Annotated in this window: 19 protein-coding genes and 1 riboswitch; of the genes, 8 read left to right on the top strand and 11 right to left on the bottom strand. The window is 66.8% G+C overall.

Annotation, left to right across the window (positions count from 1 at the left end; translation table 11 throughout):
* Positions 1-143: 143 nt before the first annotated feature.
* A complete protein-coding gene (locus HLH27_RS09600; protein WP_182949800.1) occupies positions 144-608 on the top strand; it encodes a hypothetical protein in 465 nt (154 codons plus the stop codon).
* A gap of 13 nt (positions 609-621) precedes the next feature.
* On the opposite strand, the gene metF is transcribed toward HLH27_RS09600, so the two are convergent.
* Both metF and HLH27_RS09590 read right to left on the bottom strand, forming a co-directional pair.
* Positions 622-1488: a methylenetetrahydrofolate reductase [NAD(P)H] gene (gene metF / locus HLH27_RS09595; RefSeq protein WP_182949799.1), complete on the bottom strand. Its 867-nt coding sequence runs from the start codon at positions 1486-1488 to the stop codon at positions 622-624.
* 40 nt (positions 1489-1528) lie between these two features.
* Positions 1529-2482 carry an ArsR/SmtB family transcription factor gene (locus HLH27_RS09590; protein ID WP_182949798.1) on the bottom strand — a complete coding sequence of 318 codons (954 nt, stop codon included), beginning with the start codon at positions 2480-2482 and terminating at the stop codon, positions 1529-1531.
* A 65-nt stretch (positions 2483-2547) separates the two neighbouring features.
* Positions 2548-2745, top strand: a riboswitch (cobalamin riboswitch).
* 110 nt (positions 2746-2855) lie between these two features.
* On the opposite strand from HLH27_RS09590, the gene metE reads away from it, so the two are divergent.
* The 5 genes from metE to HLH27_RS09565 all read left to right on the top strand — a co-directional run bounded on the left by metE (position 2856) and on the right by HLH27_RS09565 (position 9398).
* Positions 2856-5177, top strand: a complete 2322-nt coding sequence (gene metE, locus HLH27_RS09585; RefSeq protein ID WP_182949797.1) for a 5-methyltetrahydropteroyltriglutamate--homocysteine S-methyltransferase — start codon at positions 2856-2858, stop codon at positions 5175-5177.
* A 94-nt stretch (positions 5178-5271) separates the two neighbouring features.
* Entirely contained in the window at positions 5272-6864 is a 1593-nt protein-coding gene (locus tag HLH27_RS09580) for an amino acid permease (RefSeq protein WP_182949796.1), read from the top strand.
* A gap of 25 nt (positions 6865-6889) precedes the next feature.
* Positions 6890-7582, top strand: a complete 693-nt coding sequence (locus HLH27_RS17290) for an IclR family transcriptional regulator (protein WP_338029876.1) — start codon at positions 6890-6892, stop codon at positions 7580-7582.
* Positions 7583-7740: 158 nt separating this feature from the next.
* Positions 7741-8136, top strand: coding sequence for a GlcG/HbpS family heme-binding protein (locus tag HLH27_RS09570; protein WP_182949795.1), 396 nt, complete (start codon positions 7741-7743; stop codon positions 8134-8136).
* Between the two features lie 41 nt (positions 8137-8177).
* Entirely contained in the window at positions 8178-9398 is a 1221-nt protein-coding gene (locus HLH27_RS09565; protein ID WP_182949794.1) for an MFS transporter, read from the top strand.
* Between the two features lie 25 nt (positions 9399-9423).
* Here HLH27_RS09565 and HLH27_RS09560 read toward each other — a convergent pair whose 3' ends face one another.
* From HLH27_RS09560 to HLH27_RS09540, 5 genes are all read right to left on the bottom strand, one after another.
* Positions 9424-12840, bottom strand: coding sequence for a DEAD/DEAH box helicase (locus HLH27_RS09560; RefSeq protein WP_182949793.1), 3417 nt, complete (start codon positions 12838-12840; stop codon positions 9424-9426).
* A 123-nt stretch (positions 12841-12963) separates the two neighbouring features.
* Positions 12964-13479, bottom strand: coding sequence for a DUF1697 domain-containing protein (locus HLH27_RS09555; protein ID WP_182949792.1), 516 nt, complete (start codon positions 13477-13479; stop codon positions 12964-12966).
* Positions 13480-13492: 13 nt separating this feature from the next.
* Complete coding sequence (locus HLH27_RS09550; RefSeq protein ID WP_182949791.1) at positions 13493-14704, bottom strand: MFS transporter; 1212 nt, start codon at positions 14702-14704, stop codon at positions 13493-13495.
* A 281-nt stretch (positions 14705-14985) separates the two neighbouring features.
* Positions 14986-16695 (bottom strand): adenine deaminase, encoded by a 1710-nt coding sequence (gene ade, locus HLH27_RS09545; protein ID WP_182949790.1) that lies wholly within the window; start codon positions 16693-16695, stop codon positions 14986-14988.
* Between the two features lie 34 nt (positions 16696-16729).
* On the bottom strand, positions 16730-18034 hold the full coding sequence (locus HLH27_RS09540; protein ID WP_182949789.1) for an MFS transporter: 1305 nt from the start codon (positions 18032-18034) through the stop codon (positions 16730-16732).
* Positions 18035-18233: 199 nt separating this feature from the next.
* On the opposite strand from HLH27_RS09540, the gene HLH27_RS09535 reads away from it, so the two are divergent.
* Together HLH27_RS09535 and HLH27_RS09530 are read left to right on the top strand one after the other, a co-directional pair.
* Positions 18234-18569 carry a hypothetical protein gene (locus tag HLH27_RS09535; protein WP_246375695.1) on the top strand — a complete coding sequence of 112 codons (336 nt, stop codon included), beginning with the start codon at positions 18234-18236 and terminating at the stop codon, positions 18567-18569.
* Between the two features lie 156 nt (positions 18570-18725).
* Positions 18726-19451: an NUDIX domain-containing protein gene (locus HLH27_RS09530; RefSeq protein WP_182949788.1), complete on the top strand. Its 726-nt coding sequence runs from the start codon at positions 18726-18728 to the stop codon at positions 19449-19451.
* Here the strand turns inward: HLH27_RS09530 and HLH27_RS09525 are convergent.
* The 4 genes from HLH27_RS09525 to aldA form a co-directional block, all read right to left on the bottom strand.
* On the bottom strand, positions 19442-21349 hold the full coding sequence (locus HLH27_RS09525) for a tetratricopeptide repeat-containing sulfotransferase family protein (RefSeq protein WP_182949787.1): 1908 nt from the start codon (positions 21347-21349) through the stop codon (positions 19442-19444). The genes HLH27_RS09530 and HLH27_RS09525 overlap by 10 nt on opposite strands.
* 203 nt (positions 21350-21552) lie before the next feature.
* Entirely contained in the window at positions 21553-22431 is an 879-nt protein-coding gene (locus tag HLH27_RS09520; protein ID WP_408870825.1) for a transporter, read from the bottom strand.
* Positions 22432-22573: 142 nt separating this feature from the next.
* On the bottom strand, positions 22574-24760 hold the full coding sequence (locus HLH27_RS09515) for a PQQ-dependent dehydrogenase, methanol/ethanol family (protein WP_220790356.1): 2187 nt from the start codon (positions 24758-24760) through the stop codon (positions 22574-22576).
* Between the two features lie 54 nt (positions 24761-24814).
* Positions 24815-26302, bottom strand: coding sequence for an aldehyde dehydrogenase (gene aldA / locus HLH27_RS09510; RefSeq protein ID WP_182949785.1), 1488 nt, complete (start codon positions 26300-26302; stop codon positions 24815-24817).
* Positions 26303-26335 lie beyond the last annotated feature (33 nt).

Genomic DNA, 26335 nt, shown 5'->3' with positions numbered 1-26335 from the left:
CGCATGATGAAGGCCGGCAGCCGGTGCGGCGGCCCTGGATGGGGGATGGGATGGAAAAACGGGTGGCTGGAAGGCGGCGTCGGCGCGTCGTGGTTGCGGTATGTCTCGCGCTGTTCGGCATGGCGTGGGCTCGGGGCGGCGCTTTGGCTGCCGGGTCCGCGCGCGGGGTGCCTGCCGAGGCGGCGCGGCTGGTCGGGTCGTGGCAATGTTCCGGGCGTTTTCATTCGGGGCGGGTTCATCGCTCGCTTTATACCGGCAGCGTGATCCTGGGCGGGGCGTGGCTGCAATTGGGGGAGACGGATGTGGAACCCGCGACCGGCTATGCCGCGCTGTACCTGCTGGGGTTCGACCCCCAGCGGCGGCGCGACGTGCTGTTCGATGCCAATAATGCCGGTGCGGCGGTCTATTCCAGCCAGGATGGCTGGCATGACGGGTCGCTGGTCATGACGTCGGACGATGCGGGGGAAGGCGCGCCCTATCGCTTCAACCGCTTTGTCTACACGCTGCTTGCGCCATCCGGCTTTTCCGTGACCTGGCAGGTGCGCAAGACGCCGGATGCCGAATGGGCGACGGGTGACGAACTGGTGTGTCGCGCCAAGGCGGCATAGCGGCTGGTCGGGGTCAGGGGGCCGCGTCGGTGGCCAGCAGGCGGTGGAGGGCCAGCGCGGCATCGGGGCGGTTGAGCGTGTAGACGTGCAGGTCCGTCACGCCGTTGTCGCGCAGCCGGCGGCAGAGCTGGGCCGTGACGGCGGTGGTGACCATGGCGCGGGCGCCGGGATGGTCGTCCAGCCCGTCGAACAGGCGGCGCATCCAGTCCGGCACGCGGGCGCCGCACATGTCCGCGAAGCGGTAAGCCTGGGCGATGTTTCCGATCGGCAGGATGCCGGGCACGATCTCGGTCGCGATGCCGGCGGCGGCGGCGCGGTCGCGGAAGCGCAGGAAGGTTTCGGCCTCGAAGAAGAACTGGGTGATGGCGCGGGTGGCGCCGGCGTCGATCTTGGCCTTGAGATGGTCCAGGTCGGCGGCGGGGCTGAGGGCGGCGGGGTGGGTTTCGGGATAGGCGGCGACCGAAATTTCGAACGGCGCGATGCGGCGCAGGCCCGCGACCAGTTCGATCGCCCCGGCATAGCCGTCGGGATGCGGGACGAAAGGGGTACCGGGTTCGGACGGGTCGCCCCGCAGCGCCACGATATGCCGCACGCCGGCATTCCAATAGGCGCGGGCGACGGCATCGACCTCGGCGCGGGTGGCATCGACGCAGGTGAGGTGGCCCGCGACCGGCACATCGGTGTCGCGCACCAGTTCGGCGACCGTTTGCAGCGTGCGGTCGCGGGTGGAGCCGCCGGCGCCGTAGGTGACGGAGATGAAGCGCGGGCGGAGCGGCGCCAGGACCGAGGCGGTCTGCCGCAGGGCCTCGGCCATCTTCGGCGTCTTGGGCGGGAAGAATTCGAACGAGAGCCCGGGGCCGGGGGGCTGGGGCAGGGACATATGGCCGGTTCCTTGGAGGCGGGGAAAGGGAAAAGGCGGGTCAGGCGGCCGGTGCGGCCGTACGGCGGCCCAGCCACAATTTGACGGTCAGCTCGCCGTCCAGATGGACCGGCGGCGTGCTGGACAGGCCGGCGGCGGCGAACCATTCCGCCATCTGGCGGTCGGTGAAGCCCAGGCGGACATGGGCGTCGCGCTCGCGGAGGTCCTCGCGGTCGTGGGGCGCGAAATCGACGATCAGCAGCCGGCCGCCCGGTGCCAGCACGCGCGCGGCCTCGGCTATCGCGGCGGCGGGGTGCTGCGCGTAGTGCAGGACCTGGTGCATGATCGCGAAATCGGCCGCGCCGTCGGGCAGGGGCAGGGCATACATGTCGCCCTGCCGGAGTTCGGCATTGTCCGATCCGGGCTGCGCCAGCCCGGCCTGGGCCAGCTTGGTGCGCGCCAGGCGCAGCATCGCGGGACTGCGGTCGAAGCCGATGGCGCTGTCGGCCTGTCGGCCCAGCAATTCCATCATCCGGCCGGTGCCGGTGCCGATATCGACCATGCGCCCGATCGGCTCGGGGGCCAGCAGGCGAGCGATGGCGGCCTCGACATCGCGTTCGGCCACGTGGAGCGAGCGCAGGGCGTCCCAGTTGGCGGCGTGGGTTTCGAAATAATCCTCGGCGGCCGTGGCGCGGACGGCACGCACCGCCTTGAGCCGGGCGAGATCGGCCTGCTGTTCGCCGTCGCCTTCGGGGCACCAGCAATCGATCGTCCGCAGGACCGGGGCCACGATGTCGGGCGTGCCCAGGGTGAGGAAGACCCAGCTGCCTTCCTTGCGGCGGCCTGCCAGGCCGGCGCTGACCAGGATCTTCACATGGCGCGAGACGCGGGGCTGGCTCTGGCCCAGCACCTGCGCGATTTCGCCGATCGAGAGTTCCATGGCCCGCAGCAGCGCCAGGATGCGCAGGCGTGTCGGGTCGGCAAGGGCCTGGAACAGGAGGAGAGGTTGCGGCATGGAGGTGTTATATAACGATATCCTTATATGTGCAAATTATATTGACTCATGTCCGGGGCGAGCGTCTTAATCCGGCACGTCATGGTTCCGCGCCCCCTGGGTGCGGCGAAGAGGGAAGCCGGTGCGATGCCGGCGCTGCCCCCGCAACTGTAAGCGGCGAGCATAGGTCCATTCGTGTCACTGGGGTTTCGCGCCCCGGGAAGGCCGGACCGGCGATGCGCGAACCCGCGAGCCAGGAGACCTGCCATGGCCGCAGAAGATCTTCCGGCGGGGTGTCCGGATGGGGCGTGGACGATGCCGCGCCGGCCACTGGGTCGGCGTGAGTGTTCGCGCGCACCTGTCCCGACGGACCGCCCAACCTGACGAGGCAGTCATGAGCGTTACCGTTGCGACCCTGGGATTTCCCCGAATCGGCCCCCGGCGCGAACTGAAGACCGAACTGGAAGCGTATTGGGCCGGGCGGAGCAGTGCCGAATCGCTGCTGGCCACCGCCGCGCGGCTGCGCGCCGCCAACTGGGCCTGGCAGCGCGACCGGGGGGCGGATGTGATCCCGTCCAACGATTTCTCGCTCTATGACCATGTGCTGGATACCAGCGCGATGGTGGGGGCGATTCCGCCGGCCTATGGCTGGAGCGGCGGGGCGGTCGACAGTGCGACCTATTTTGCCATGGCGCGCGGGACGCAGGGCGAATCGGCGTGCGCCCATGGTCATGCGTCACATGCATCACATGCGGCGGGCGGGGTGCCGGCGGCGGAAATGACCAAATGGTTCGACACCAACTACCATTATCTGGTGCCCGAATTTTCCGCTGACCAGGTGTTCCGCCTGTCTTCGACCAAGCCGGTCGACGAATATAACGAGGCCCGCGCGCAGGGGATCGAGACCCGGCCGGTGCTGCTGGGGCCGGTCAGCTACCTGCTGCTGGGCAAGGCGCGGGGCGGCGATTTCGATCCGCTGACGCTGCTGCCACGCCTGCTGCCGGTCTATGTCGCCGTGCTGCGCGCGCTGGCGGATGCGGGCGCGGACTGGGTGCAGATCGACGAGCCGTGCCTGGTGCTGGACCTGGGCGATGCGGCGCGCGCCGCCTATGGGGAGGCCTATGCCCGGCTGCATGCGGCGCTGGACGGTACGCGCCTGATGCTGGCGACCTATTTCGGCGCGCTGGGCGACAATCTGGCGACCGCGCTGGCGTTGCCGGTGGACGGGCTGCATATCGACCTGGTGCGGGCGCCCGGGCAGTTGCAGCCGGTGCTGGATGGCGCGCGGGCCGACCTGGTGCTGTCGCTGGGGGTGATCGACGGACGGAATGTGTGGCGGGCGGACCTGAACGCGATCCTGGCCGCGATCGCGCCGGCGGTGCGTTCGGGCCGCACGCTTCAGTTGGCGCCGTCCTGCTCGCTGCTGCACAGCCCGCTGGATCTGGATCGCGAGACCGCGCTGGAGGAGGATGTGCGCTCCTGGCTGGCCTTTGCGGTGCAGAAGATCGGGGAACTGGCGATTCTGGCCCGGGCGCTGAACGCGGGCGCGGAGACGGTGCGCGGGGAGCTGGATGCGGCCTCGGCCGCCGTGGCGTCGCGCCGGACCTCGCCGCGCATCAACAATCCGGCGGTTCGGGCGCGGGTTGCGGAGGGCGTCGGGCAGGAGGGGCGTGCGACGCCGTTCCCGGTGCGGCAGGCCGCGCAGCGCGAGGCGCTGGGGCTGCCGCCGTTCCCGACCACGACCATCGGCTCTTTCCCGCAGACGCAGGAGGTGCGGCAGGCGCGTGCCGCGCAGGCAAAGGGTGCGCTGGCCGATGAGGCGTACGAGGCGTTCCTGAAGGAGGAGATCGCCGCCGCGATCCGCTGGCAGGAGGAGGCGGGGCTGGACGTGCTGGTGCATGGCGAGTTCGAACGCAACGACATGGTGCAGTATTTCGGCGAGCGCCTGTCGGGATTCGTGTTCACCCGGCATGGCTGGGTGCAGTCCTATGGGTCGCGCTGCGTGCGGCCGCCGATCATCTATGGCGATGTCGCGCGGCCCGCGCCGATGACCGTGGGATGGTGGGATTATGCCCAGTCGCTGACGGCGCGGCCGATGAAGGGGATGCTGACCGGGCCGGTCACGATCCTGAACTGGTCGTTCGTGCGCGACGACCAGCCGCGCGAGGCCACCTGCCGCCAGATCGCCTATGCCATCCGGGACGAGGTGGTGGACCTGGAGCGCGCGGGGGCGGCGGTGATCCAGATCGACGAGGCCGCGCTGCGCGAGGGGCTGCCGCTGCGGCGGCATGACTGGCAGGCCTATCTGGACTGGGCTGTGGCGTGCTTCCGCATCGCGTCCTCGGGCGTGGCCGACGTGACGCAGATCCATACCCACATGTGCTATTCCGAGTTCAACGACATCATCGCCGCCATCGCGGCGATGGATGCTGATGTCATCTCGATCGAGACCGCGCGGTCGAAGATGGAGCTGCTGGATGCCTTTGTGGGCCATCGCTATCCGGCGGAGATCGGGCCCGGCGTCTATGACATCCATTCGCCGCGCGAGCCGTCGGTAGAGGAGATGGTGGCGCTGCTGAGGGCCGCCGCCCTGCGGCTGGATGCGCGGCAGATCTGGGTGAATCCGGATTGCGGCCTGAAGACCCGCAAATGGCCCGAGGTGCGGCCGGCGATCGCCAGCATGGTGGCGGCGGCGCGGACGATGCGCGCGGGCTGAACGGGGCCTGTTGCATCCGGGCGCGGAACGAGGTTGGTTGGGCGGATCCTGGGCGATTCGCTCGCCCGCCCCATCGTTCCGGAGTGTCCCTGACGTGTCGTCCCGCCTGAATCGTGCCCTTGGCCCCTGGCAACTGATGTTTACGGGGCTGAGCGCCATGATCGGGTCGGGGTGGCTGTTCGGTGCCGAACGGGCGGCTTCCACCGCCGGGCCGGCCGCCATCCTGGCCTGGCTGCTGGGGGCGTTCATCGCGCTGGTCATCGCCGCGATGGCGACCGAGCTGGGCGGCATGTTTCCCGTGGCGGGGGGCATGGTCCGCTATGCCAACCTGACGCACGGGCCGCTGGTCGGCTTCATGGCCGCCGGGGCGAACTGGCTTTCGATCGTCAGCGTGGTGCCGGTCGAGGCGGAAGCGTCGGTGCAGTATATGAGTTCCTGGCCGTTTCCGTGGGCCCGGGCGATGTATCATGACGGGGTGCTGTCGCCGAGCGGGCTGGCGGCCGCCGCCGTGCTGGTGGTGGTCTATTTCCTGCTCAATTTCTGGGGCGTGCGGTTCTTCGCCCGGTTCAATTCCGCCATCACGGTCTTCAAGCTGATCGTGCCGGCGACGACGGCGGTGCTGCTGATGGCCAGCAGCTTCCACGGAGGCAACCTGACCGGCGCGGAGACGGGGGGATTCATGCCCTACGGGCTGTCGGGCGTGCTGACGGCGGTGGCGACCTCGGGCATCGTCTTCGCCTTCAACGGGTTCCAGAGCCCGCTGAACCTGGCCGGCGAGGCGCGCAATCCGGGGCGCAGCATTCCGTTTGCCGTGATCGGGTCGGTGGCGACGGCGACCGTGATCTACCTGCTGCTGCAATGCGCCTATCTGGGTGCGGTGCGGCCGGGCGCCGGGGGGTGGGCGGCGCTGTCCTTTTCCTCGCCCTTCGCGCAGCTGGCCATTGCCTTCAACCTCAACTGGGTGGCGATGCTGCTGTATTTCGACGCCTTCTTGGCACCCAGCGGGGCGGGGGCGACCCATCTGGCGTCCAGCACGCGCATGACGCTGGGCATGCAGCGCAATGGCACGCTGCCCGACCTGCTGGGGGCGATCCATCCGGAATACGGGGTGCCGCGCCCGGCGCTGTGGTTCAATCTGGGCGCGGCCTATATCTTCCTGTTCTGCTTTCGCGGGTGGGGCATCCTGGCGGCGGTGATTTCGGTCTGTACCGTGATTTCGTACCTGATGCTGCCGATCTCGGCGCTGGCGCTGCGGCGCACGCTGGCGGACCGGCCGCGCCCGGTGCGGGTGCCGGTGATGCAGGTGACCGGGGCGCTGGCCTTCATGTTCTCGTCACTGCTGCTCTATTGGGCGCGCTGGCCGCTGAGCGGGGACATTATCCTGCTGATGCTGCTGCTGCTGCCGCTTTACCTCTGGTGCCGGCGGCAGGATAGCTGGGCGCAGCATCGCGCGGCGGCGCGGCATGCCATCTGGTTCATGGTCTATCTGCCCACGATCGCGGTGCTGTCCTATGCCGGCAGCCCGCAATTCGGCGGGCATGGGTGGATTCCCTATGGCTGGGACCTGATCGTGGTGGCGGCGGTCTCGCTGCTGTTCTGCATGTGGGGGGTGCGCAGCGCCGTGGCCGCGCCGGACCTGTCGCTGATGGACGAGGCGGACGACCCGCTGCCCGATATCGGCCACTGAACGGGACGGATACCGGGGGGCGAGCGTGATCCAGTCCGTCGAGCGTGCCGCCGCGATATTGGAGATTATCGCCCAGGAAGGCGGGCGGGCGCATCTGCGGACGATCCACGAGCAGATGCGGATCGGCAAGACGACCGTCCACAATATCCTGAAAACGCTCGACCGGCTGGGCTATGTGCAGCGCGTGCCGGGGGATATGCGCTATCACCTGGGCAACCGGATCCTGAATATCGCGCGCATGGCCGGGGATGACGCCATCCTGCGCGACCGGGTGCGGCCGGTGCTGGAGGCCATTGCCGCTGCGTGCGGCGCCACGGTGCTGCTAGCGGTGCCGAGCGGCGACGAGGTTGCGTATCTGGACAGGATCGAGATCGCGGGCGGAAGCCTGGAGGCCGGGGATTTCAGGCGGCGGGAGAAGCTGGAAGGATCGGCGCTCGGCCTCGTTTTCCTCGCGTTTTTTCCCGGTCTGGAAAAGAGGATGACGCCCGTGGAGGGACGGGTGCTGAGCGATGCGTTCCTGTCGCAGGTCGGCGAGGTCCGGACCAAGGGATACGCGCTCGATATCGAGGCCTCGCGGCCGGGATGGAACTGCCTGGCCGTGCCGTGGCGGGATGGGGGGCTGGTGCAGGCGGGTATCAGCATTACCGGCCCGGCCGGGACGTTCCCCCGGCGGCGGCTGATCGAGCTGAGCTGGACGATGATGAGCCTTGTCGCCTGAGCGGGGGGACAGGGGGCATCGGGCGTCGAACCTGCGATGTCGGCGAAAAAGTTCAACGATATTGGATAAATTCGGAATTGTGCGATCGGGCCGTTTCCTGCGCGCCGGTCTGGATTACATTGCCGGTAGGTTTTCCCGACAGGATAGAGGTCGCCTTCATGCAGCTTTCATCTGCAACCCGGATGCTTTCCGCAGCCATTGCGGAGGCGGAGCGCCGGGGCGTTATCGTATGCGTGTCGATTCTGGATGCGGCGGCGTGGCCGGTTGCCTTCGGGCGCATGGACGGTGTCGCTCTGGGCTGCATCGATGTCTGCAACAAGAAGGCCAGGACCGCCGCGCTGTTCCAGATGGACAGTGCGGATTTCGCCATGATCGCCTGCCCCGGGGGAGAGGCCTATTCGCTGGAGCAGACCAATGGCGGGCTGACCAGTTTCGGCGGCGGGCTGGCCATACGCGACGGCAAGGGGGCCGTGGTCGGCGGCATCGGGGTTTCGGGTGCCAGCACCGAAGACGATATTGCCATTGCCCGGGTGGCCCTGGCCGCCCTTTCGTAAGATCCTTTTCGTAAAATAGTGCAGTATCCTGGACTGATCCGATGACGACAGAGATGATTCCGGACGGGCACGGCATTGCCCGGATCCCGCCGCCGCATGGAGCGGCGCTGGCCTTCCTGACGCTGACGTTCGGCACGTTCGTGGTCGGAACGGGCGAATTCGCGATCATGGGGATGCTGCCGCAGTTTGCGGCGTCGCTTCACGTATCGGAAGCCGAGGCCGGGTATGCCATTACGGCCTATGCGCTGGGGGTAGTGGTCGGGGCGCCGCTCTTCACCATCCTGGGCGCGCGCCTGTCCCGCCGGGAGCTTCTGCTGGCGTTGTTCGTCTTTTTCTGCGGCGGGAATTTCCTGAGCATCATGATGCCGACGCCGGCGCTGGTAGATGGCGCCCGCTTCATCGCCGGTCTGCCGCATGGTGCCCTGTTCGGGATTTCGGCGCTGATCGGGGCCTCGATGGTCGAACGGGCGCGGCGCGGCTGGGCGGTGGGCCGGGTTCTGTCGGGCATTGCGATCGCGACCCTGATCGGGGCGCCGTTTTCGACCTTCGCCGCCGATCATCTGGGCTGGCGGGCGGCCTATGCCGTGATCGGGCTGGCTGGCGCCGTGACCCTGCTGGGCGTGTGGCGGTATATTCCCGCGGACAAGGCCGACCGGGCGGTGACGCCGCTGGGGGAATTGCAGGGGCTTGCCAATGCGCAGGTGCTGCTGACCCTGCTGACGGCGGCCATCGGCTTCGGTGGCATGTTCACGCTCTACACCTTCCTGACCAGCATCCTGCATAACGTGACTTCGGTGCCGGAATGGATGGTCATGGTCTATCTGGTGGTCTGGGGCGGCGGCATGCTGGCGGGGGCGAATGTCGGGGCCTGGATCGTCGACCGTAACCTGAATGCCGCCGTGCTGGTCGCGCTGGTGGGCAGCATCGCCACCATGCTGGTGCTGCCGTTCGTCCTGCACAGCCGTATCGGGCTGATGGCCGATGTCTTTCTGGTGCCGACTTTCTTCAACGCGCTGGGGCCGGCATTGCAGACGCGGCTGATGGATTTTGCCGGGAACGCGCAGACCCTGGCCGCGTCGCTCAATCACTCCGCGTTCAATATCGCCAACGCGCTGGGCGCCGTGCTGGGCAGCGTTCTGCTGGCCCATGGGTTTGGCTACGACGCGCTTGGCATGGGCGGGGCCCTGCTCTCGGTGGGTGGGCTGGTGGTTTACCTGGTGGCGCTGCTGGCGCTGAGGGTGCGGAACGCCCAGTCGGTGTGAGACCGCCGCCGTGTGAGACCGGCGATTACGGGGCGGGGGCGTCGCCCCGCGCGCGTTCGAGAAAGACCGCCGGCGTGATGCGGGGTAGCTGGCCGCTGGCGGCGGAGAAATTGGGCCGCCCCGCCCAGAGAGCCTCGTCCCCGATCAGGAAGAAACGGTGTCTGGCGCGGGTCAGGGCGACGTTGAGCAGGTTGGGCTTGCTGGCGGTCCATTGGGCGGCGCCGGCACTTTTCCCGTCGCAGCCCAGGACCATCAGCACCACGCTTTCCTCCTTGCCCTGAAACGTGTGGACCGTGCCGATTCGGGTGCGGCACCAATCCTTCAGGTCCCCGATTTTCGGATGGCAGTCCTGGGGCCATTGCTTCAGGTCGGCGATCCTTTCGATCAGGGCCCGCTTGATGCGGCGGAACGGCGAGATGACGTAGAGGTCGGGCAGTTTGCCGGTACGGCGGTACAGCAGCTGAACCGCTTGGCAGGCGAGCGTTACCTGGTCGGGCACCACCTGCCTGTCGCAGGCGATGCCGCCGAGGCCGACCCAGGCGCTGGGTCCCAGATCGAGCGTATCCGGCGGCGGCAGGCGGCTCTGCGGGTTGTCGGGGTCGAAGAAGATCATCTTGTCTTGGTAGGCGATGGCATTGGCGATGGTGAACATCGGGTCCACGCAGCGGCGATGTACCCGCAGGGGGCTGCCGATCCATTGCGTTTCCTCGCCGTCCGGGACCCATGCCCCAAGATCGTTGGCGCCGTCCGCCAGGGTCTGGACCGAGATCTGGTGGGGGCCCACCCTGGCGCCGCCCGTCAGCCCGGCCGCGCCGGCCAGGGCTTCGATCAGCCCGACCGGGACGGTGAAAACCGGTTCGATCTGCATCGGGTCGCCCACGACCACGGCCCGTTTCGCGCGCCACAGGGCCCCCACCGCTGCCTGCGGCACGGCCTGCCCGGCCTCGTCGATGAACAGCCAGCCGATGCTCTCGGGCCCCAGTTCGCGGAACTGCGTCGCGATGGAGGCGAACGTGCTGGAGACGACCGGCACGATCATGAACAGGCTCTGCCAGATGGCCAGCGCGTCCTTGCTGTCGCTGAGGCGCGTGCCCGACAGCAATTTGCTGACCGCGACGACATTGCCGCCGAAACCGCCATTCTGTTGCAGCACCTCGGCCAGCCAGGCCTCGTGCAGGCCCAGCGCGGCCGCGAACAGTTGGGAGCGCAGCCGATTCAGCGTGTCGTCACGCCATAGCCCGTCGATCTGCCAGCGTGGATCGTCCAGGGCCGCATCGGAATCGGGGAAGCGGATCTGCGGGAAGCTTGCCGATAACGCCGACCATTCGGCTTGCAGGGCCTGCCATTCCGCCAGGCGGTCGGCCAGCGCGGTGGCCCGGTCCGCGAGGTCGAGGCGGGCGGAGACCAGAGCGGCCTCGGCTGTCGGCTGGCTGCCCTGGGCCTGGTACAGGGCGGCCAGTTCGCTCTTTTTCTGGTCGCGAACGGGTTCCAGCTCGGTCTTGCAGCGGCGTTCGCGTTCGGCGTGCAGCCATCGGGTCCAGCGGGCCGGGCGGTCGGCGGCGATGGTCCGTTCCTGCTCGTCCAGGATCGCCAGTTGACTGGTGTGGAGGGTGATTGCCCGGGTGAGGCGGTCCAGTTCGGCCTGGGCGGACGCGACCGTAGCCTGCGCCTGCCGGTGCGCGGCGTCCTGATGGATGCTGAATGTTTCCAGCGTCTGGCCGCGCAGCCTGACCTCCAGCGCCGCGAAGCGCTGCATGGCGTCGATGCGCCGGGTCACGGCCTGGTCGGCGGTCATGAATGCCGTGCGAGCGGCGGCGAAGGTCGGAAGGTCGGTGCGTTTTCGCCAGTTCCACAGGGATTGATGACGGGTCGGGTCGAAGCCCTTCGGGCGGGGGTCTTTCGAGCTGCCGTCCTGGCCCAGCCCGGTCGCGAAACGGCTGCGATTGGCTTTTCTGCCCAGTGTGGCGGCGATCAGCCCCCATGGGATGTCGTCGCCCCTGCCGTCCTCGCCCGAGAGGTCCCTGTAGCCACGCTTGCCCGCTTCGGCCGCGATATTGTGGGCGACGGTCTGGAGATACCCGATTCCGGCGCCGCCATGCCTGTCGCGCCAGGCATTTTTTCCAAGCGCCTTCGTCTTGGGCAGGTCGCGGGACAGGTTTTCGACGGCGGCGTTGTTGGAGGAGGCGACGACCATCTCGAAACCCGCCAGGTCGTCGCGCAACGTGCTGACGGACGCAGAACTTCGGTCGCGGAATTCGACCCGGTGCCGCCCCGTGAAGGCGTCCTGGGGTGTGGACAGGCCGGCCAGCACCCGGGCGCGGCGGGTGATGAGTTCGGCAAAGACGTCGCGCAGCAGCGTGGTCTTGCCGGTGCCCGGCGGGCCGTTGACCGAGAAGATGCCGCCCAGATCCAGCCGGTCCAGCAGGCTGTTGATGGCGAATTGCTGCATCAGGCTCATGGAATGGGCGGGCTCGTCCGGCCAATGGCCGGCGGGCAGGCGGCCGGGGGCCAGCGTGGCGCGGATGTGGGCGCGGCCTTCGGCGCTGTAGAGATTGAGGCGGCGCTCCTTCGGCACGGGGGAGAGATAGGCCTGGAGCGCCGTGCAGGTTTCCTGCTGTTTCAGCGACCGGATGGCCCTGGCGATGTCGGTCGCGAAGAAGCTGTTGAGGATATCGATCTCGGGTTCCGCCGCGGCGTCCTCGGGTTCGTCCTCCTCGGCCGGTATCGGTTCGCGGGGGACGAGGGTGGTTGGGTTCTGCCTGCGGGATTCGACGGTGTTCGCGCGGATCACCAGGACGGGATGACGGGCCTGGCGGGTCTGGGGAACGTAGCCGGCCCAGCGCTGGAAGAGGACCAGCAGGGCCTTGAGGTCGTCGCCAGTCAGGGCTGGCTTGCCGGACGCCGGGCTTTCGGGTGGCACCGTTCCGCCGGTGCGGAATTGCAGCAGCTCCTGCTTCAGGATTTCGATACTGTCCTGGAAGGCGGCGAAGTCCAGCCCCGCCAGCCCGTTTGCCTGCACGCGTCCCAGGGCCCAGGGGGTGGTGGAGACCGAGACCTCGCCCAGCGACGCTTCGCCGGACGGGCCGGCCTTGATCCGGGCCATGCAGGTCAGGCCTTCGAGATCGGTCCGTTCTTCCTGGTCGTATTCCGCGATTCCAGACAGTGCGTCGCGCACGATTTCGGTCAGAACCGATTTGTCGAAGACGCCGAGATAGATATCGAAGCCGGTCAGGCGGCGATCTTCGGGCACCTGGACGGTCCAGAGCATGCCCGGTCCCTCCGGCAGGTCGTGCAGGGGCCAGCTGCGCACCGACCAGTCGGCGTCCCTGGCTTCGAGCACCTGCTGTTGCAGGTCGAACGGGATGAAGAATTCGACCTGATGCCAGAAATGGAGGACGCGGCCGATATCCAGGGTGACTGGGCAATCGTGCAATGAATCCATCGGTGCCTTGCGCCCCTGTCCGTCATCTTCCGTGTGCATGACTGGGAAATTTGCACCGGGAGGGTTGGTTACCTTAGATCCGGTCTGTGACCCTGTGCAATGGATCGTGCCGGATAGGGTCTGTTATCCGAGGGCGGCGGCTATCTCGGCCAGTCTGGCGACCGTGTTCATGTTGCGGGCGGTCCCGGTCTTTTCGCTGGGGATGCGCAGGCGGGTCGTGCCCATGCCGTTGGGGTAGAAGACGAACAATTCGCGTTTTCCCACGCGGATCTGTTCGTCTTTCGCGCCTGTCACGCCTTCCATCGGATCGGCCGGCAGGGGGGTGTCGACGAACAGCGCCATGACGCGGTTGCCCGGCATGTCGCGGAACGGGTTGCGCGCCACGACATCCGCGATTTCGGACGCGGTCCGGACGATGACGCCGATGCGTTTGCCGCAATAGGCGTGAATCTGGTGTTCCAGCGCCGTCCGGACATGGTCTTCGGAGGCGTCGCTGTGGGCGACGACGTTGCCGCTGGCGATATAGGTTTGTACACGCGACAGTCCGGCCGCATTGCAGAGTTCGGCCAGGATCGTCATGGGCAGTTTGCCGGTGCCGCCGACATTCACCGCCCGCAGCAGGGCGACATAGGCTGTCATTCGCGTTCCCCCGTCAGGTTCGGGCTACCCGGCGCAGCCGGGCGGCGGCGGCCAGTGCGCAGGCCAGCAGCAGGAGCGTGAAGGTGGCGACCCCGTTCCATCCCAGCCCTGCCCACCACCAGCCGCCGACCGAGCCGGCGATGCTGGAACCCAGGTAATAGGCCAGCAGGTAGAGCGATGTCGCATGCCCGCGGTCGATGCGCGCCAGGCGGCCTACCCAGCCGCTGGCGACGGCGTGGGCGGTGAAGAAGCCGATGGTGAGGAAGACGATGCCGAGGAAGATGCAGGGCAGGGCGCGGGGAAGGGTCAGCGCGATCCCCGTTGCCATGATCAGGATGCCGGCCGTCAGCACCCGCCCGCGCCCCATGCGGTCGGACAGCGCGCCCGCGACCGACGAGGACACGATGCCGAACACGTAGACCGAAAAGATCAGGCCCAGCCGGGTCTGGTCCAGATCGTAGGGCGGGGCCATCAGCCGGTAGCCGGCATAATTGAAGATGGTGACGAAGGTGCCCATCACGGTGAAGCCGATGGCGTAGAGGGCCGGCAGCGCCGGGTCGCGCAGGTGACGGGCCCAGGAATCGAGATGGTGGCGGGCGCTCAGCCCCGGCCGGCGGACGAAATTGCGCGAGGGCGGCAGCAGGGCCAGGAAGCCCAGTGCGGCGGCCAGTCCGGCGGCGCCGATGATGGTCATGGCGGCGCGCCAGGACAGGGCGTCGGTCAGGATGCCCGTGCCCACCCGGCCGATCATGCCGCCGAAGGCGGTGCCGGCGACATACAGGCCCATGGCCAGGCCCAGTTCGCGCGGGTGGATTTCCTCGGCCAGGTAGGTCATGGCCACGGCGGGCACGCCGCCCAGCACGAAGCCCTCGGCCATGCGGGCCGCCAGCAGGGCCGGCCAGACCGGGGCCCAGGCGGCCACGATGTTCAGCACTGCCGACAGGATCATGGACAGGGCCATGATGTCGCGCCGGCCGATGCGCTCGGACAGGGCGGCGGCGAGCAGGATGGCGACGGCGAGGGCGCTGGTGGAAAGCGACAGGGACAGCGAGCTGCTGGCCGCGCCGATGCCGAACCGGCTGGAGAAGACCGGCAGCAGCGGCTGCACGCAGTAGAGCAGCGAGAAGGTGGCGAAACCCGCCAGGAACAGGGCCAGGCCGGCGCGGCGATAGGCGGGGCTGGCGCGGGTGATGAACGTGCCGGCTTCCGCCGGAGCTACGGGCATGGGGGCGTCCGATCGAGCGTTCGGGATGGGGTCGTCGGAGGCTGTTGGAAAAATGCCGGTGCTGGCAAGCCCTGTGCGCGCTTCGCGCCGGCGGGTCGCCGGCCAGCGTTCCGGCATCGCGCGGGTCAGGCGGTCTGCCTGCCGGCGCGGGGCGTGGCGGTTGGCCGGGGATTGCCGGGTGCCGCAGGGGCGGCGGGGCGCCGCCGAAGCGGGATCATGGGCGTGGCCCCGTCGCGGTCGGGAGGGGATTCAACTTCGCGCGAGGCTGCGGCCCGGGGCGGTCAGCCGATGACTTCCATGCGGCTGACATCGACCAATCCGTGATCGGTGATCTTGAGGTGCGGGACCACCGGCAGGGGCAGGAAGGCCAGTTGCAGGAACGGCTCCTCCAGCGTCACGCCCATTTTCCGTGTCGCGGCGCGCAGGGTTTCGAGGTCCGCGCGTACGGTCTCGAAGGGGGCGTCGCTCATCAGGCCGGCGATCGGCAGTTTCAGTTCGGCGCGCACGGTGCCGTTCTCGACGATCACGAAGCCGCCGCCGATTTCGGCCAGCCGGTTGACCGCTGCCGCCATGTCCGCATCCGCGACGCCGACGACGCAGATATTGTGCGCGTCGTGCCCGACGGAGGAGGCCAGGGCCCCGCTGCGCAGCCCAAAGCCGCGCACGAAGCCCCGGCCGATATTGCCGTTCAACCCATGCCGCGCCACGACCGCGACCTTGGCAATGTCGCGGGTGATGTCGGGAAGGCTGTGGCCTTCGGCCTCGGGCAGGGTTTCGGTCAGGAATTCGGTGATGATCTGGCCGGGGATGATGCCCATGACCGGGCGGCCGGCGCCCGGGCCAGGCACCGCGAAATCGTCCGCCGTTAGCGGGCGGTCCAGGATGACGCTGTTGCGGCCGGGGGCCGGGATGGGCCGGCGTGCGTCCAGTGCCGGCCCGATGGGGCGGCCGGCGGCCAGGACGTCGGAGACCGTGCAGCGTTCCAGATCGTCCAGGAAGACGATGTCGGCGCGCTTGCCGGGGGCCAGCATGCCGCGATCGGTCAGCCCGAAGGCGCGTGCCGCCGTCAGGCTGGCGGCGCGGTAGGCGGCCAGCGGCGGGACGCCGCGTGCGATGGCGCTGCGGATCAGGAAATCGATATGGCCTTCATGAGCGATTTCCAGCGGGTTGCGGTCGTCGGTGCAGAAGGCGAGGAACGGCGAGGTTTCCACCGTCAGCAGGGGGGCCAGCGCCGCCAGGTCCTTGCAGACCGATCCTTCGCGGATCAGGACCGTCATGCCCTTGCGGATCTTCTCCAGCGCCTCGTCGGCGCGGGTGGCCTCGTGGTCGGTCGAGATGCCGCCGGACAGGTAGCCGTTCAGGGGCTTGCCGTGCATCAGCGGGGCGTGGCCGTCGATATGCCGGTCGGCGAAGGCGGCCAGCTTGTCCATGCAGTCGGGCGCGCCGGACAGCACGCCGGGCATGTTCATGAATTCCGCCAGGCCGATGACCTTGGGGTGGTTCATCAGCGGCGTCAGGTCGTCCGCCATCAGGACGGCGCCCGAGGTTTCGACCGTCGAGGAGGGCACGCAGCTGGACAGGTTCACCCGCAGGTCCATCACCATGCGGGTTGCGGCGTCGAGGAAATAGCGCAGGGCCGGGACGCCCAGCACGTTTGCCATTTCATGCGGGTCGCAGATGGCGGTCGTGACCCCGTGCGGCAGGACGCAGCGTTCGAATTCGAACGGCGTGACCAGCGAGGATTCGACATGCAGGTGGGTGTCGATGAAGCCGGGGACGACGATGCGGCCGCGCCCGTCGAGCACATTGGGGCCGTCGTAGCGGTCCAGCGTGCCGACAATGGTGTCGCCGCAGATCGCGATATCGGTGTCGATCAGCGCGCCGGTCACCAGATCGAACAGCCGGACGTCGCGGACGACCAGATCCGGCGCTTCCTGGCCGCTGCCCTGGCGAATGCGGCGGGCGATCAGGTCGGGAGAGATGCTTGCCATGTCGTTCTTAAACACGGACCGGCGGTGTCGTCCATCATATCCGTCGCGATGGGGGGCGGGGCGTGACGTCGGGCATGGCCCACAGGGCGGCACCGCCGGCCAAGGCCGTGCCGATGACATACAGGGCCGGCGCCCGGGGATCGTGCCCGACCAGGGCCGAGACGCAGGCCGGGGTCAGGCCGCCGAAGACCGCGTAGGACAGGTTGTACGAGAAGGACAGGCCGGAGAAGCGGATCGCCGGGGGGAAGGCCCGCACCATCGCGATCGGCACCAGGCTGACATAGCCGGCCCCGATGCCGGCCAGGGCCGCCAGGGCCATGAACCAGGCGGGATGGGCCGGGGCCACCGCATACAGGCCCCAGGCGCCGGCGACCAGCAGGGCGATCACCGGCGGGATGACGCCGCGCAGGCCCCAGCGGTCGGTCGCAGCCCCGATGGCCACGGCGGCGATGGTGATGCTGAGCGTGGCGACCAGGCTGGCCCGCATGGTGCTGGCGGCGGAAAATCCGTGCAGGCTTTGCAGCAGCGCCGGCATCATCAGCAGCAGGACGACGATCGCGGCGGTGAGGGTCCAGGTTCCGATCACCGACAGGATGATGGCGCGGCGGCTGGCGCGCAGCACGGCCAGCAGCGGGGCCTGCCGCGCCAGCGTGTCGCTGGCCTGCATTTCGGCGAAGACCGGGGTCTCGTGCAGCCAGCGGCGCAGGCGCATGGCGATGAGCCCGAACACGCCGCCGAGGATGAACGGCAGCCGCCAGCCCCATGCGGCGATGGCGGCGGGCGACAGGGCCGCGTTCAGCCCCAGCGCGACCAGTGAGCCGATCAGCATGCCGGCCGTGAGGCCGCCGGTGAGCAGGCCGCAGGCCAGGCCGGTATGCCGGGCGCTGGCATGTTCGGCGACGAAGACCCAGCCGCCTGGTGCCTCGCCGCCGATGGCGGCCCCCTGGGCCATACGCAGCAGCAGCAGCGCCAGCGGCGCGCCGACCCCCAGCGTGCCGAAACCGGGCAGCAGGCCCATCAGCAGGGTGGGGGCGGCCATCAGCAGCACGCTGAAGGCGAACATCTTCTTGCGCCCGTGCAGGTCACCGAAATGCGCCATGATCACCCCGCCCAGCGGCCGGGCCAGGTAGCCGGCGCCGAACAGGCCGAACGTCTCGGTCTGGCGCAGCCAGTCGGGCTGGCTGGCGGGGAAGAAATGCTGGGCGATGATCTTCGCGAAATAGGCGAAGATGACGAAATCGTAGAATTCCAGCGCCCCGCCCAGCGCGGCAAGTGCCAGCGTGCGCAGGTCCTTCCATGTCAGGCGGGGGGTGGGGGACGGGGCAGGGGATACGGGCATGATGGGGGCTTGGTTCGGTGGGGGGATCGGTCCGGCAGACACGGCCCGCGTTCCACATGCTTTGTCAAGGGGCGGGCCCGCGCACGATTCGGCAAAGAATGTCTTGCGTTTGGGTCATATAGACCTCGAAACTGGGGTCCGGCCCCCGGAAAGGGGGCCGGTGCAAGCGCATAAGAAAAACAAGAAACGCGAGACGTTCATGATGGTCGATACAGGCCTGACCCGTTCCGAGGAACGGTTCATCCGGTGGTCCTTCGGGACATATTCCGGCAACAATCCCTCATTGTCGGATGGAATCATCCTGCCGACGTGGAAAAGCGGGCCGCAGGCCGGCCAGCCGCGCATTCCGGCCTCGATCCGCGATCTGGTCGCGCGGGGGCTGCTGCGGGTCGTGACCGGCGAGGGGCCGCCGCGTGCCTATTTTACCGCCACCGGCATCGGCGCGGTCCGGCGCATGTTCATCAAGCCCCGGTTCGATACGCAGCGTTATGTCCATCTGTGGCGCGAGGTCGAGCAGCGCGCGGAGTGCGAATAGGGCCGGCCTGGGGCTGCCCCTGGGGGCGGCCCCCTGGATTTATCCACAGAAATGGGGACAATCCTGTGGGCGATGTCGGGGAAGACGGTCGGACGGATCGGATTCCCGCAGGCAGGCGCATGCAAGGTCGCGACCCGTTTCGGAGGAGGCAGCCGCATGGTGCCGGTCGATCAGGTGCCCATCGTCTTTTCGGCCGGCGTGCCGGTGGAGCGGCGGGCCGAGGTGCGGGCGGCGCCGCATTTCCGACGCTGGCTGGAGCAGGCGGCCGGGCGCTTCGACCTGCGCCGCGTAGCGGTAAGGGACGTGGTCTTTTTCGGGGCGCGGGTGGGCTTCATCCTGATCGAGGCCGATGCGTGGCATGAGGGGCGCCAGGTGCCGGGGGCGGCGCTGCTGCGTGGGGACTCGGTTTCGGTGCTGGTGGTGCTGCATTGCCCCGGCCATGCCGCGCGGACCATCCTGACCCGTGAGCCGCGCCTGCCGGTGGCCTGTCCGGACCTGCTGGCGCTGCCGGCGGGGATGCTGGATGGCGGCCAGTTGGTCAGCACCGCCCTGCGCGAACTGGCCGAGGAAGTCGGCGCCGACCTGACCGTGTCGGCCGCGCAGCTGGTGGAACTGACGACGGTCTGGCTGTCGCCCGGCGGCTGCGACGAGGCGATCACCCTTTATGCCGTGGACCTGGACATCGATCCCGGGGCGATGGCGGCGCTGGAAGGGCGGCGGACGGGCAACAGGGACGAGCATGAATCGATCCATGTGCATGTGATTGCCCTGGACGATATTCCGTGCATCGGCCGCACGGATGCCAAGACGCTGCTGTCCTATCACCTCTATCGGGCATCTCTATCGGGCCCGGCGGCGCGTCCGGAGGCTGTTCAGTCGTGAAGGGGTTCCGGGATGTCCTGGCCAAGTCCTTCGAGCAGGGGCCGTAATGTCTCGTCGTCGGGGCGCCAGCGCCCCATGGCGGTGCGATAGATCGGCTTGCGGACCTGGGCGACGCTGGATGTCTTGACCAGCCTTTCGGTTTCGTGAAAGCGCAGGCAGGCATCGTTCCATGGCAGGCCGCAATAGGCGATGATGCGCCGTGCGCCGGCCTCGAAATCCTCGACAATGTCCTCGTAGCGGACGTCGAGGATATCGCCTGGCGGCAGGACCTGCCGCCAATGGTCCATCTGTTCCCGATACTGGCGATGGTAGCGGCCGAGTTCGCCCAGGTCGAAGGTGAAATCGAGATTGTCGAACGGGATCGAGAAGCAGGACAGGCAGGTATCGATCGGATCGCGAAATGTGTGGATGATTCGCGCATTGGGCCATAATTGCCGGATGGTTCCGATATGGAAGAAATTATCCAGCATCTTGTTGGAAATGCGCGCCGGCGGACGGGCGCCTGTCCAGTCGGTCGCGAGCCTGTCCAGTCGGTGCAGATAGTCTTCGGCGATGGCGCGTCGTTCTCCTTCGGTCAGGCAGGTCAGTGGGGTGCCGACTTCCCAGTTCGGAAATCTTTTTGCGGCGTCCTGAAGCGTATCGAACAGCGTGCTGACTTCGCCGGCGCCGTAGGCGTCCGGATGGCTTGCCAGGATCTGCTCGACCAGTGTCGACCCCGATCGGGGCATGCCGACGATGAAGACGGGGCGGGGCGAGGGATCGCCGGTTCCGGCCGTTACCGCCATGGCGTCCGCCGTGAAGGAGGCACGGAGGGTTTGTACGGCCCTGGCGACCCGTCTTTCGTCATAGGGGATGGCGCGGCGCCTGAGCGCGTTTGCTTTCAGCAGATGGTCGAAGGACGAACGATGGTCCCCGATATCGGCCAGCGCCTTGCCCAGTGCGAAATGAAGGCTGGTTTTCCCGGTGTCGTCGAATGATTCTTCCCGCGTGGCGAGCGTCCGCATGGCCGCCAGCACGGGATCGTCGGGTGCCAGTTTCGCCAGGCGCGTCAGGCCCAGATAATAATTCGGCTCCTCGGGGGCCAGGGCGATGGCCTGGCGCAGGTGATCGGCCGCCGCGTCGATCTGGCCGCGTTCCTGAAGGATCAGGGACAGGACGGCGTGGACCGGTGCTTCGTCCGGCCGCAACGCGCAGGCCTCTTCCAGATGGTACTGGGCCTCGGCATGGCGCCCGGCTTTTCGCAGCAGGGTTCCGGTTCCGGCATGGATGGCGTAGAGGCCCGGGTCGTGTTCCAGCACCGATCGGTAGCAGGCGATTGCGTCTTCGATACGATCAAGTTCGACCAGAAGCTGCACCAGGTTGCGTGCCGTCTCGGTGCAGGTGGGCTTGTGCAGCAGGGCGGTCCGGAACTGTTCGACGGCTTCGTCGTGCCGGCCGATCGCCCACAGGGCCTTGCCGAGGCCGTTGAGGGCGGAGACATCCTGCGCATCGGCGGCCAGGGCGTCGCGGTGGCGCGCGAGGTTCTCCATATTGGTTTCGATGGCCAGTACTGCGCGGTATTGCGCGATATTGTCCTTGTCATGGCCGCGCGCCGCGAGTGCCTGCGTCAATCGTGCCCGTGCGCTCGGGAATTCGGGCTGCAGGTCGATCGCCTTGCGGAAGCTGCAGATTGCTTCTTCTATTCTTCCCGATTTGTACTGTGCCAGGCCGAGCGTGTTGAAGGCTTCGGCATTGCCGGGCAGCAATATCGTGGCGCGTTGCAGGAAGGGGAGTGCCTGTTCGAACTGTTCCTGCCACGTGTGGATCGTGCCCATGAGCAGCAGGGCCTCGGGGTGGTCCGGAACCCGCGTGAGGCACGTGGTGGCGTATTGGATCGCGTTGTCGATGGCCTCCTTCATCCCCGCTTCTGTTGCCAAGTGGGAGCGGGTCAACACGTCGTTGCCATGGCCGGGCGGCCTGTTCTCGTCAATCGTCCTGCATCCTGACAATATCATTATTCTGAACCGAATTTATGTCAGTATATGTCAATTGGCAAGGCAGCTGGCCTTGTCGTTATCTTTCGTTACATGGGGCGGACCGGAGGGCATGTTCCGCGGTGCGGCTACCACAGATAGACAAATTTTACGTAATAGGCATTGGTTTCGGGAACATTGCGTCCTTCGACGGAATGGGCATAGCGGAGTGTCAGAGAGCTTTTCTTGCTCAGATTGAACATGATGCCCGTGCCTAGCGCCACTTCGCGCGCGTTCGAGTCCGCCACATACCGGGACAGTGTATTGTCATAGATGCCGCCTGTATTCTGCCAGTCGAAGGCGAAGAACGGCTCCATCAGCGGCGATGCCTTCCACCCGAAGCGAAGATTGGAGAAGAAGGAGCGGCCGGGCGTATAGCTGTGTTGCAGGCGCAGATGCTGCGACGTTGCCGTGACCGTCGCACCCAGATCGCCGTCGAAGCTGAAATGTTTCCATTCATAGTCGAACAGGAAACTCGTTATGTTCGTCCATTCATGCGATGCCAGCGCATCGCGGGTGCCGCTTGGTGATTCCATGAAGGTCTGGAAGCCGAAGGTGCTGTGGGCGTTCGGCTTGAACCAGGCCGCGAAGCCTGGAATGGTCGTGCCGAGCCCGCCATAGCTCTGTCCATTGGCGAGAACGTAGCTTGACGCCTGGATCAGTTCGAAGGCGAACCCGACATTCGGGATAGCGTCGAAGCTTCGGAAATGCACATATTTCGTCAGGCCCGTCCACGTATGGCTTCCGTCTTTCGGGACCCGGTTGCCGGATCCGTCATAAGCGTTGCCGGCGGCATTGCCGTCGCCATACTGGACGAGGACGTTGAACGGATCGAAATTGACCGGAAGGTCGTATTCGTGCGGTCCGATGACGGCGAAGGTGATATCGGACGATCGGGCGGATTGGGTCCACGCCAGGGACAGCACGCAGGCGGCAGCCGCCAACGCGGTTTTTCTCAGATGGCACATATCGCGCATGATGAAAGCCCCGAAACGGCGTCATGACGCCGGGTGGCGGTGGCACAAGCCGCCAGGGCCTGTGCCATGCTTCAGGATGTGTTGTCGGATGAGGCGATGGGCCTGGTGGCCCCGCGCTCTCGGCTCCCGCCGGTCAGTTCGTGACGGGGGAGCCCGGATTTTGCGTTTCCGCCTTCAGGTCGTAGGCGCGCTTGATCAGGTAATCGTGGATCAATGTGATCTGCTCGTCGGTCAGCACGCCGTCATAGGACGGCATGCCCAGTTGCTGGAACGCGCCCTTGACGATGGAGGCGAACATCTGGTGCTGTCCGGCCGAAAGCCTGCGCAGGTCCGGCACCACGCCCCCGGACACCGCGTTGATGCCATGGCATTGCGAACAATGGCCGTTGAACTCGGCCTTGCCTTGCATGACCTGTTCGGCACTGGCCGTCTGGGCCGGAGGCGCGGGTATGGGCAATGGCGCGAAATGGGCCTCGGCCAGTTTTGCGTCGCCGCCCAGCCTGTATGTCAGCACCTGCGCCCATGGGCGCACCCCGGCATCCAGAGACGCTGCCCCGGCAAAGGTGGGGAACGCGCCGCCCCAGCCTACCATGAAGGTGACATATTGCGCTCCGTTGGCCTCGTAGGTCACGGGAGCGGCGATGACACCCGACTGGGCCGGGGATTGCCACAGTTTCTCGCCATCCGTCGCGCGATAGGCCACTACGCGCCCGTCGGCCGTGCCTTCGAAGACAAGATTGCCGGCGGTCGAGAGGGTTCCGCCATTATAGATCGTCTTGTAGGGGACTTCCCAGACCTTCTTCTGTTTGACCGGGTCCCAGGCGAGCAATGAGCCTGTCCAGCTTCTGGCCCATTTTTCCATGTCCGCCGGGTCGTCCTTCATGTCGGCCGCCGCGACGCCCAGTTGGTAGAAATGCTTCTTGTTCATGATGTACTGGTAGTCGGGCGTGTTCTCGTACGTCACGGCGAAGACGTGTTTGGGAATGTAGACCAGCCCGGTCTGCGGGTTATAGGACATGGGCTGCCAGTCGTGACCGCCCCAGAAGCCCGGACGGACCAGGACCTTGCCCTTTTTCGTCCAGTAACTGGCCTCGCCGGTAAAGACGGGACGGCCGGTCTTGAGGTCGATCTTCGAGGCCCAGTTGACCGGTGCGTATTTCTCGGCGGAGATCAGTTTTCCGGTGGCGCGGTCGATCACGTAGAAAAACCCGTTCTTGGGTGCCTGCATGATGACCTTGCGATCGACGCCGTCGATGGGCAGGTCGGCAAGGATCATGTGCTGGGTCGCCGTCATGTCCCATGCATCGCCGGGTGTGGTCTGATAGTGCCAGACATAGGCCCCGGTATCGGGATTGATGGCGACGATGGACGACAGGAAGAGATTATCCCCCTTGGCCTGGGAGCGCAGCGCGTAATTCCACATCGAGGCATTGCCGGTGCCGATGTAAAGCAGGTTCAGGTCCGGGTCGTAGGCCATGGAATCCCATGCCGTACCGCCACCGCCCTGCTTGTACCATGCATCGCCGGTCCAGGTCTTGACCGCCATCTGGAGTTCCGGCGTTTCCTGCGGTTTGCCGGGGTCGCCGGGCACGGTGTAGAAGCGCCAGGCCTGTCGCCCGGTTTCGGCATCATAGGCGGTGATGTAGCCGCGTACGCCGAATTCCGCTCCGCCATTGCCGATGATGACCTTGCCGTGGACGATGCGCGGCGCGCCGCTGATGGCATAGGAGCGGGAATGGTCGACGATCGTGTCGGCTTGCCAGACCGACTGCCCGGTCCTGGCGTCGAGGGAGATGAGGCGGCCGTCATTTGTGCCGACATAGACATGGCCCTTCCAGACGGCTACCCCGCGATTGACAGCATCGCAGCAGAATTCGCCGGCGCGGGTCATGTCCTCGTGCGGGTCGAATTTCCACAGCAATTTGCCCGTCGCGCCGTCGAGCGCATAGACGACAGCGAAGGAGCCGGTGGTATAGATCACCCCATCGACGACGATCGGCGTAGCCTCGACGCCCCGGTTGTAGTCCAGCTTGTATTGCCAGGCGAGACCGAGACCCTTGACGTTGGCATCGGTGATCTGTTTCAGCGGGCTGAAGCGCTGTTCGTCGTAGGTGCGGCCGGTGGACATCCAGTTGCCGGGTTCCTTGTCGGCATTGATGATGCGCGTGCCGTCGACATCGGCGGGGAGGGAGGCGGCTTGGGCCGTGGCGATCGAGCCGCACAGCCCCATCAGGGAGGCCGCGCAGGTGAGGGCCAGTCGACCGCGGGCGCGAAGGAGCGCAGGCCGGCGGCTGGCTGCCGGCGAGGTGATGACGTTCATGTTCGAATCCGTTTTATTATTGTTTTGATGGATTTTTTCTGGTCTTTTTGGGATTTATGGAGTTCCCTGGATGTAGAGCACATGGGTTTCCGTGAACTCGTACAGCCCATGCCTGCCGTCTGCGCCGCCGATGCCTGATTTCTTGCGCCCGGCATGGAAGCCCTGCATTGCTTCGAAATTCTCACGATTGACGTAGGTCTCGCCGAATTTCAGTTCGCGGCAAGCCTTGAGAACAGCGTTGATATTGTTGGAATAGATCGAGGATGTCAGTCCGTATTCGGAATCGTTGGACAGCGCGATGGCTTGTTCCAGCCCCGAGACGGCCATAACCGGCAGGACGGGCCCGAAGGTCTCGCGCCTCATGATCTCCATCTCGGGTGTCACGTTCGCCACAAGCGTGGGCAGGTAATGAAAGCCCGGTTTCGAGGCGCAGATATCTCCTCCGACAATGATTTCCGCGCCGTCCCGCCGTGCCTGTTCGACCATGTCGGCAATGCGTGTGACGGCCGCGCGATTGATCAATGGCCCCATGTCGAGACCGGATTCCAGCGACGGATCGCCGTAGCGCGTGGCGGCGAACAGTTCCTTCAGTCTGGCGAGGAACGGTTTGTAGACCACCTGATCGACATAGACGCGTTCGGCACAATTGCAGACCTGGCCGGTATTGATGATGCGCGAGGCATGGATGGCGCGTGCCGCCAGATCGAGGTCGGCATCCGCCAGCACGATGGCGGGGGCCTTTCCGCCAAGTTCCAGATTGACGCGCGTGAGATTGCGTGCCGCCGTTTCCATGATCTTCGTGCCGGTCGGCACGCTGCCGGTGAAGGTTATCATGTCGATGCCGGGATGGGCGGCCAGCGCATGGCCGCATACGGACCCTGTTCCGCTGACAAGGTTGAAGACACCCGGCGGAAGGTCGGTTTCCGCGACAAGGGCGGCGAATTCATGCGCGTTGATCGGTGTTTCCTCGCTCGGCTTGATCACGATGGTGTTGCCGGTCACAAGGGCGGGGCCGACCTTGCGCGCGATCATGAAGAACGGAAAATTCCATGGCAGGATACCGGCAATCGTGCCGAGCGGCTTGCGCATCAGCAGGATCGTTTCCGCCGCGCGATCGCTCGTCAGGACCTCGCCTTCCAGACGGCGTGCCCATTCGGCCATGTAGTCGAGGTAATCGGCAGTGAAATCGACTTCGACTTCGGCGAGATTGCGGATCTTGCCCTGTTCCTGCACGATGATCGACGCGAACTGGTCCCGGCGTTTGCGAATGCCCGCCGAAATCTGGCGCAGGAAGGCCGCGCGCTGGACGGCGGGCAGCCTTTCCCATGCCGGTTGCGCCGTATTGGCGGCTGCCACCGCCGCATCGACCGTTGCCGCGTCGCTTTGGGGGACATGGCCCAGCAGGTCCCCGTTGGCCGGATTGCGGATATCCAGCGTATCGAGCGCGTGATCCTGAAATTTGCCCCCGACATAATTCAGGTAGTGCCGGGGGGCGAGGGCTAGGGAGGTGACGTCGTTCGACGTTCGTTGATTGTCAGGCATCCTGAACTCCTTCAGCGGTGCTTCGTAGCGTCG

The sequence above is a fragment of the Gluconacetobacter takamatsuzukensis genome (genome assembly GCF_014174275.1).
Taxonomy (GTDB): Bacteria; Pseudomonadota; Alphaproteobacteria; order Acetobacterales; family Acetobacteraceae; genus Gluconacetobacter; species Gluconacetobacter takamatsuzukensis.
The sequence above is the reverse complement of the archived record's forward strand: the minus strand, read 5'-3'. Positions and strand labels throughout refer to the sequence as shown.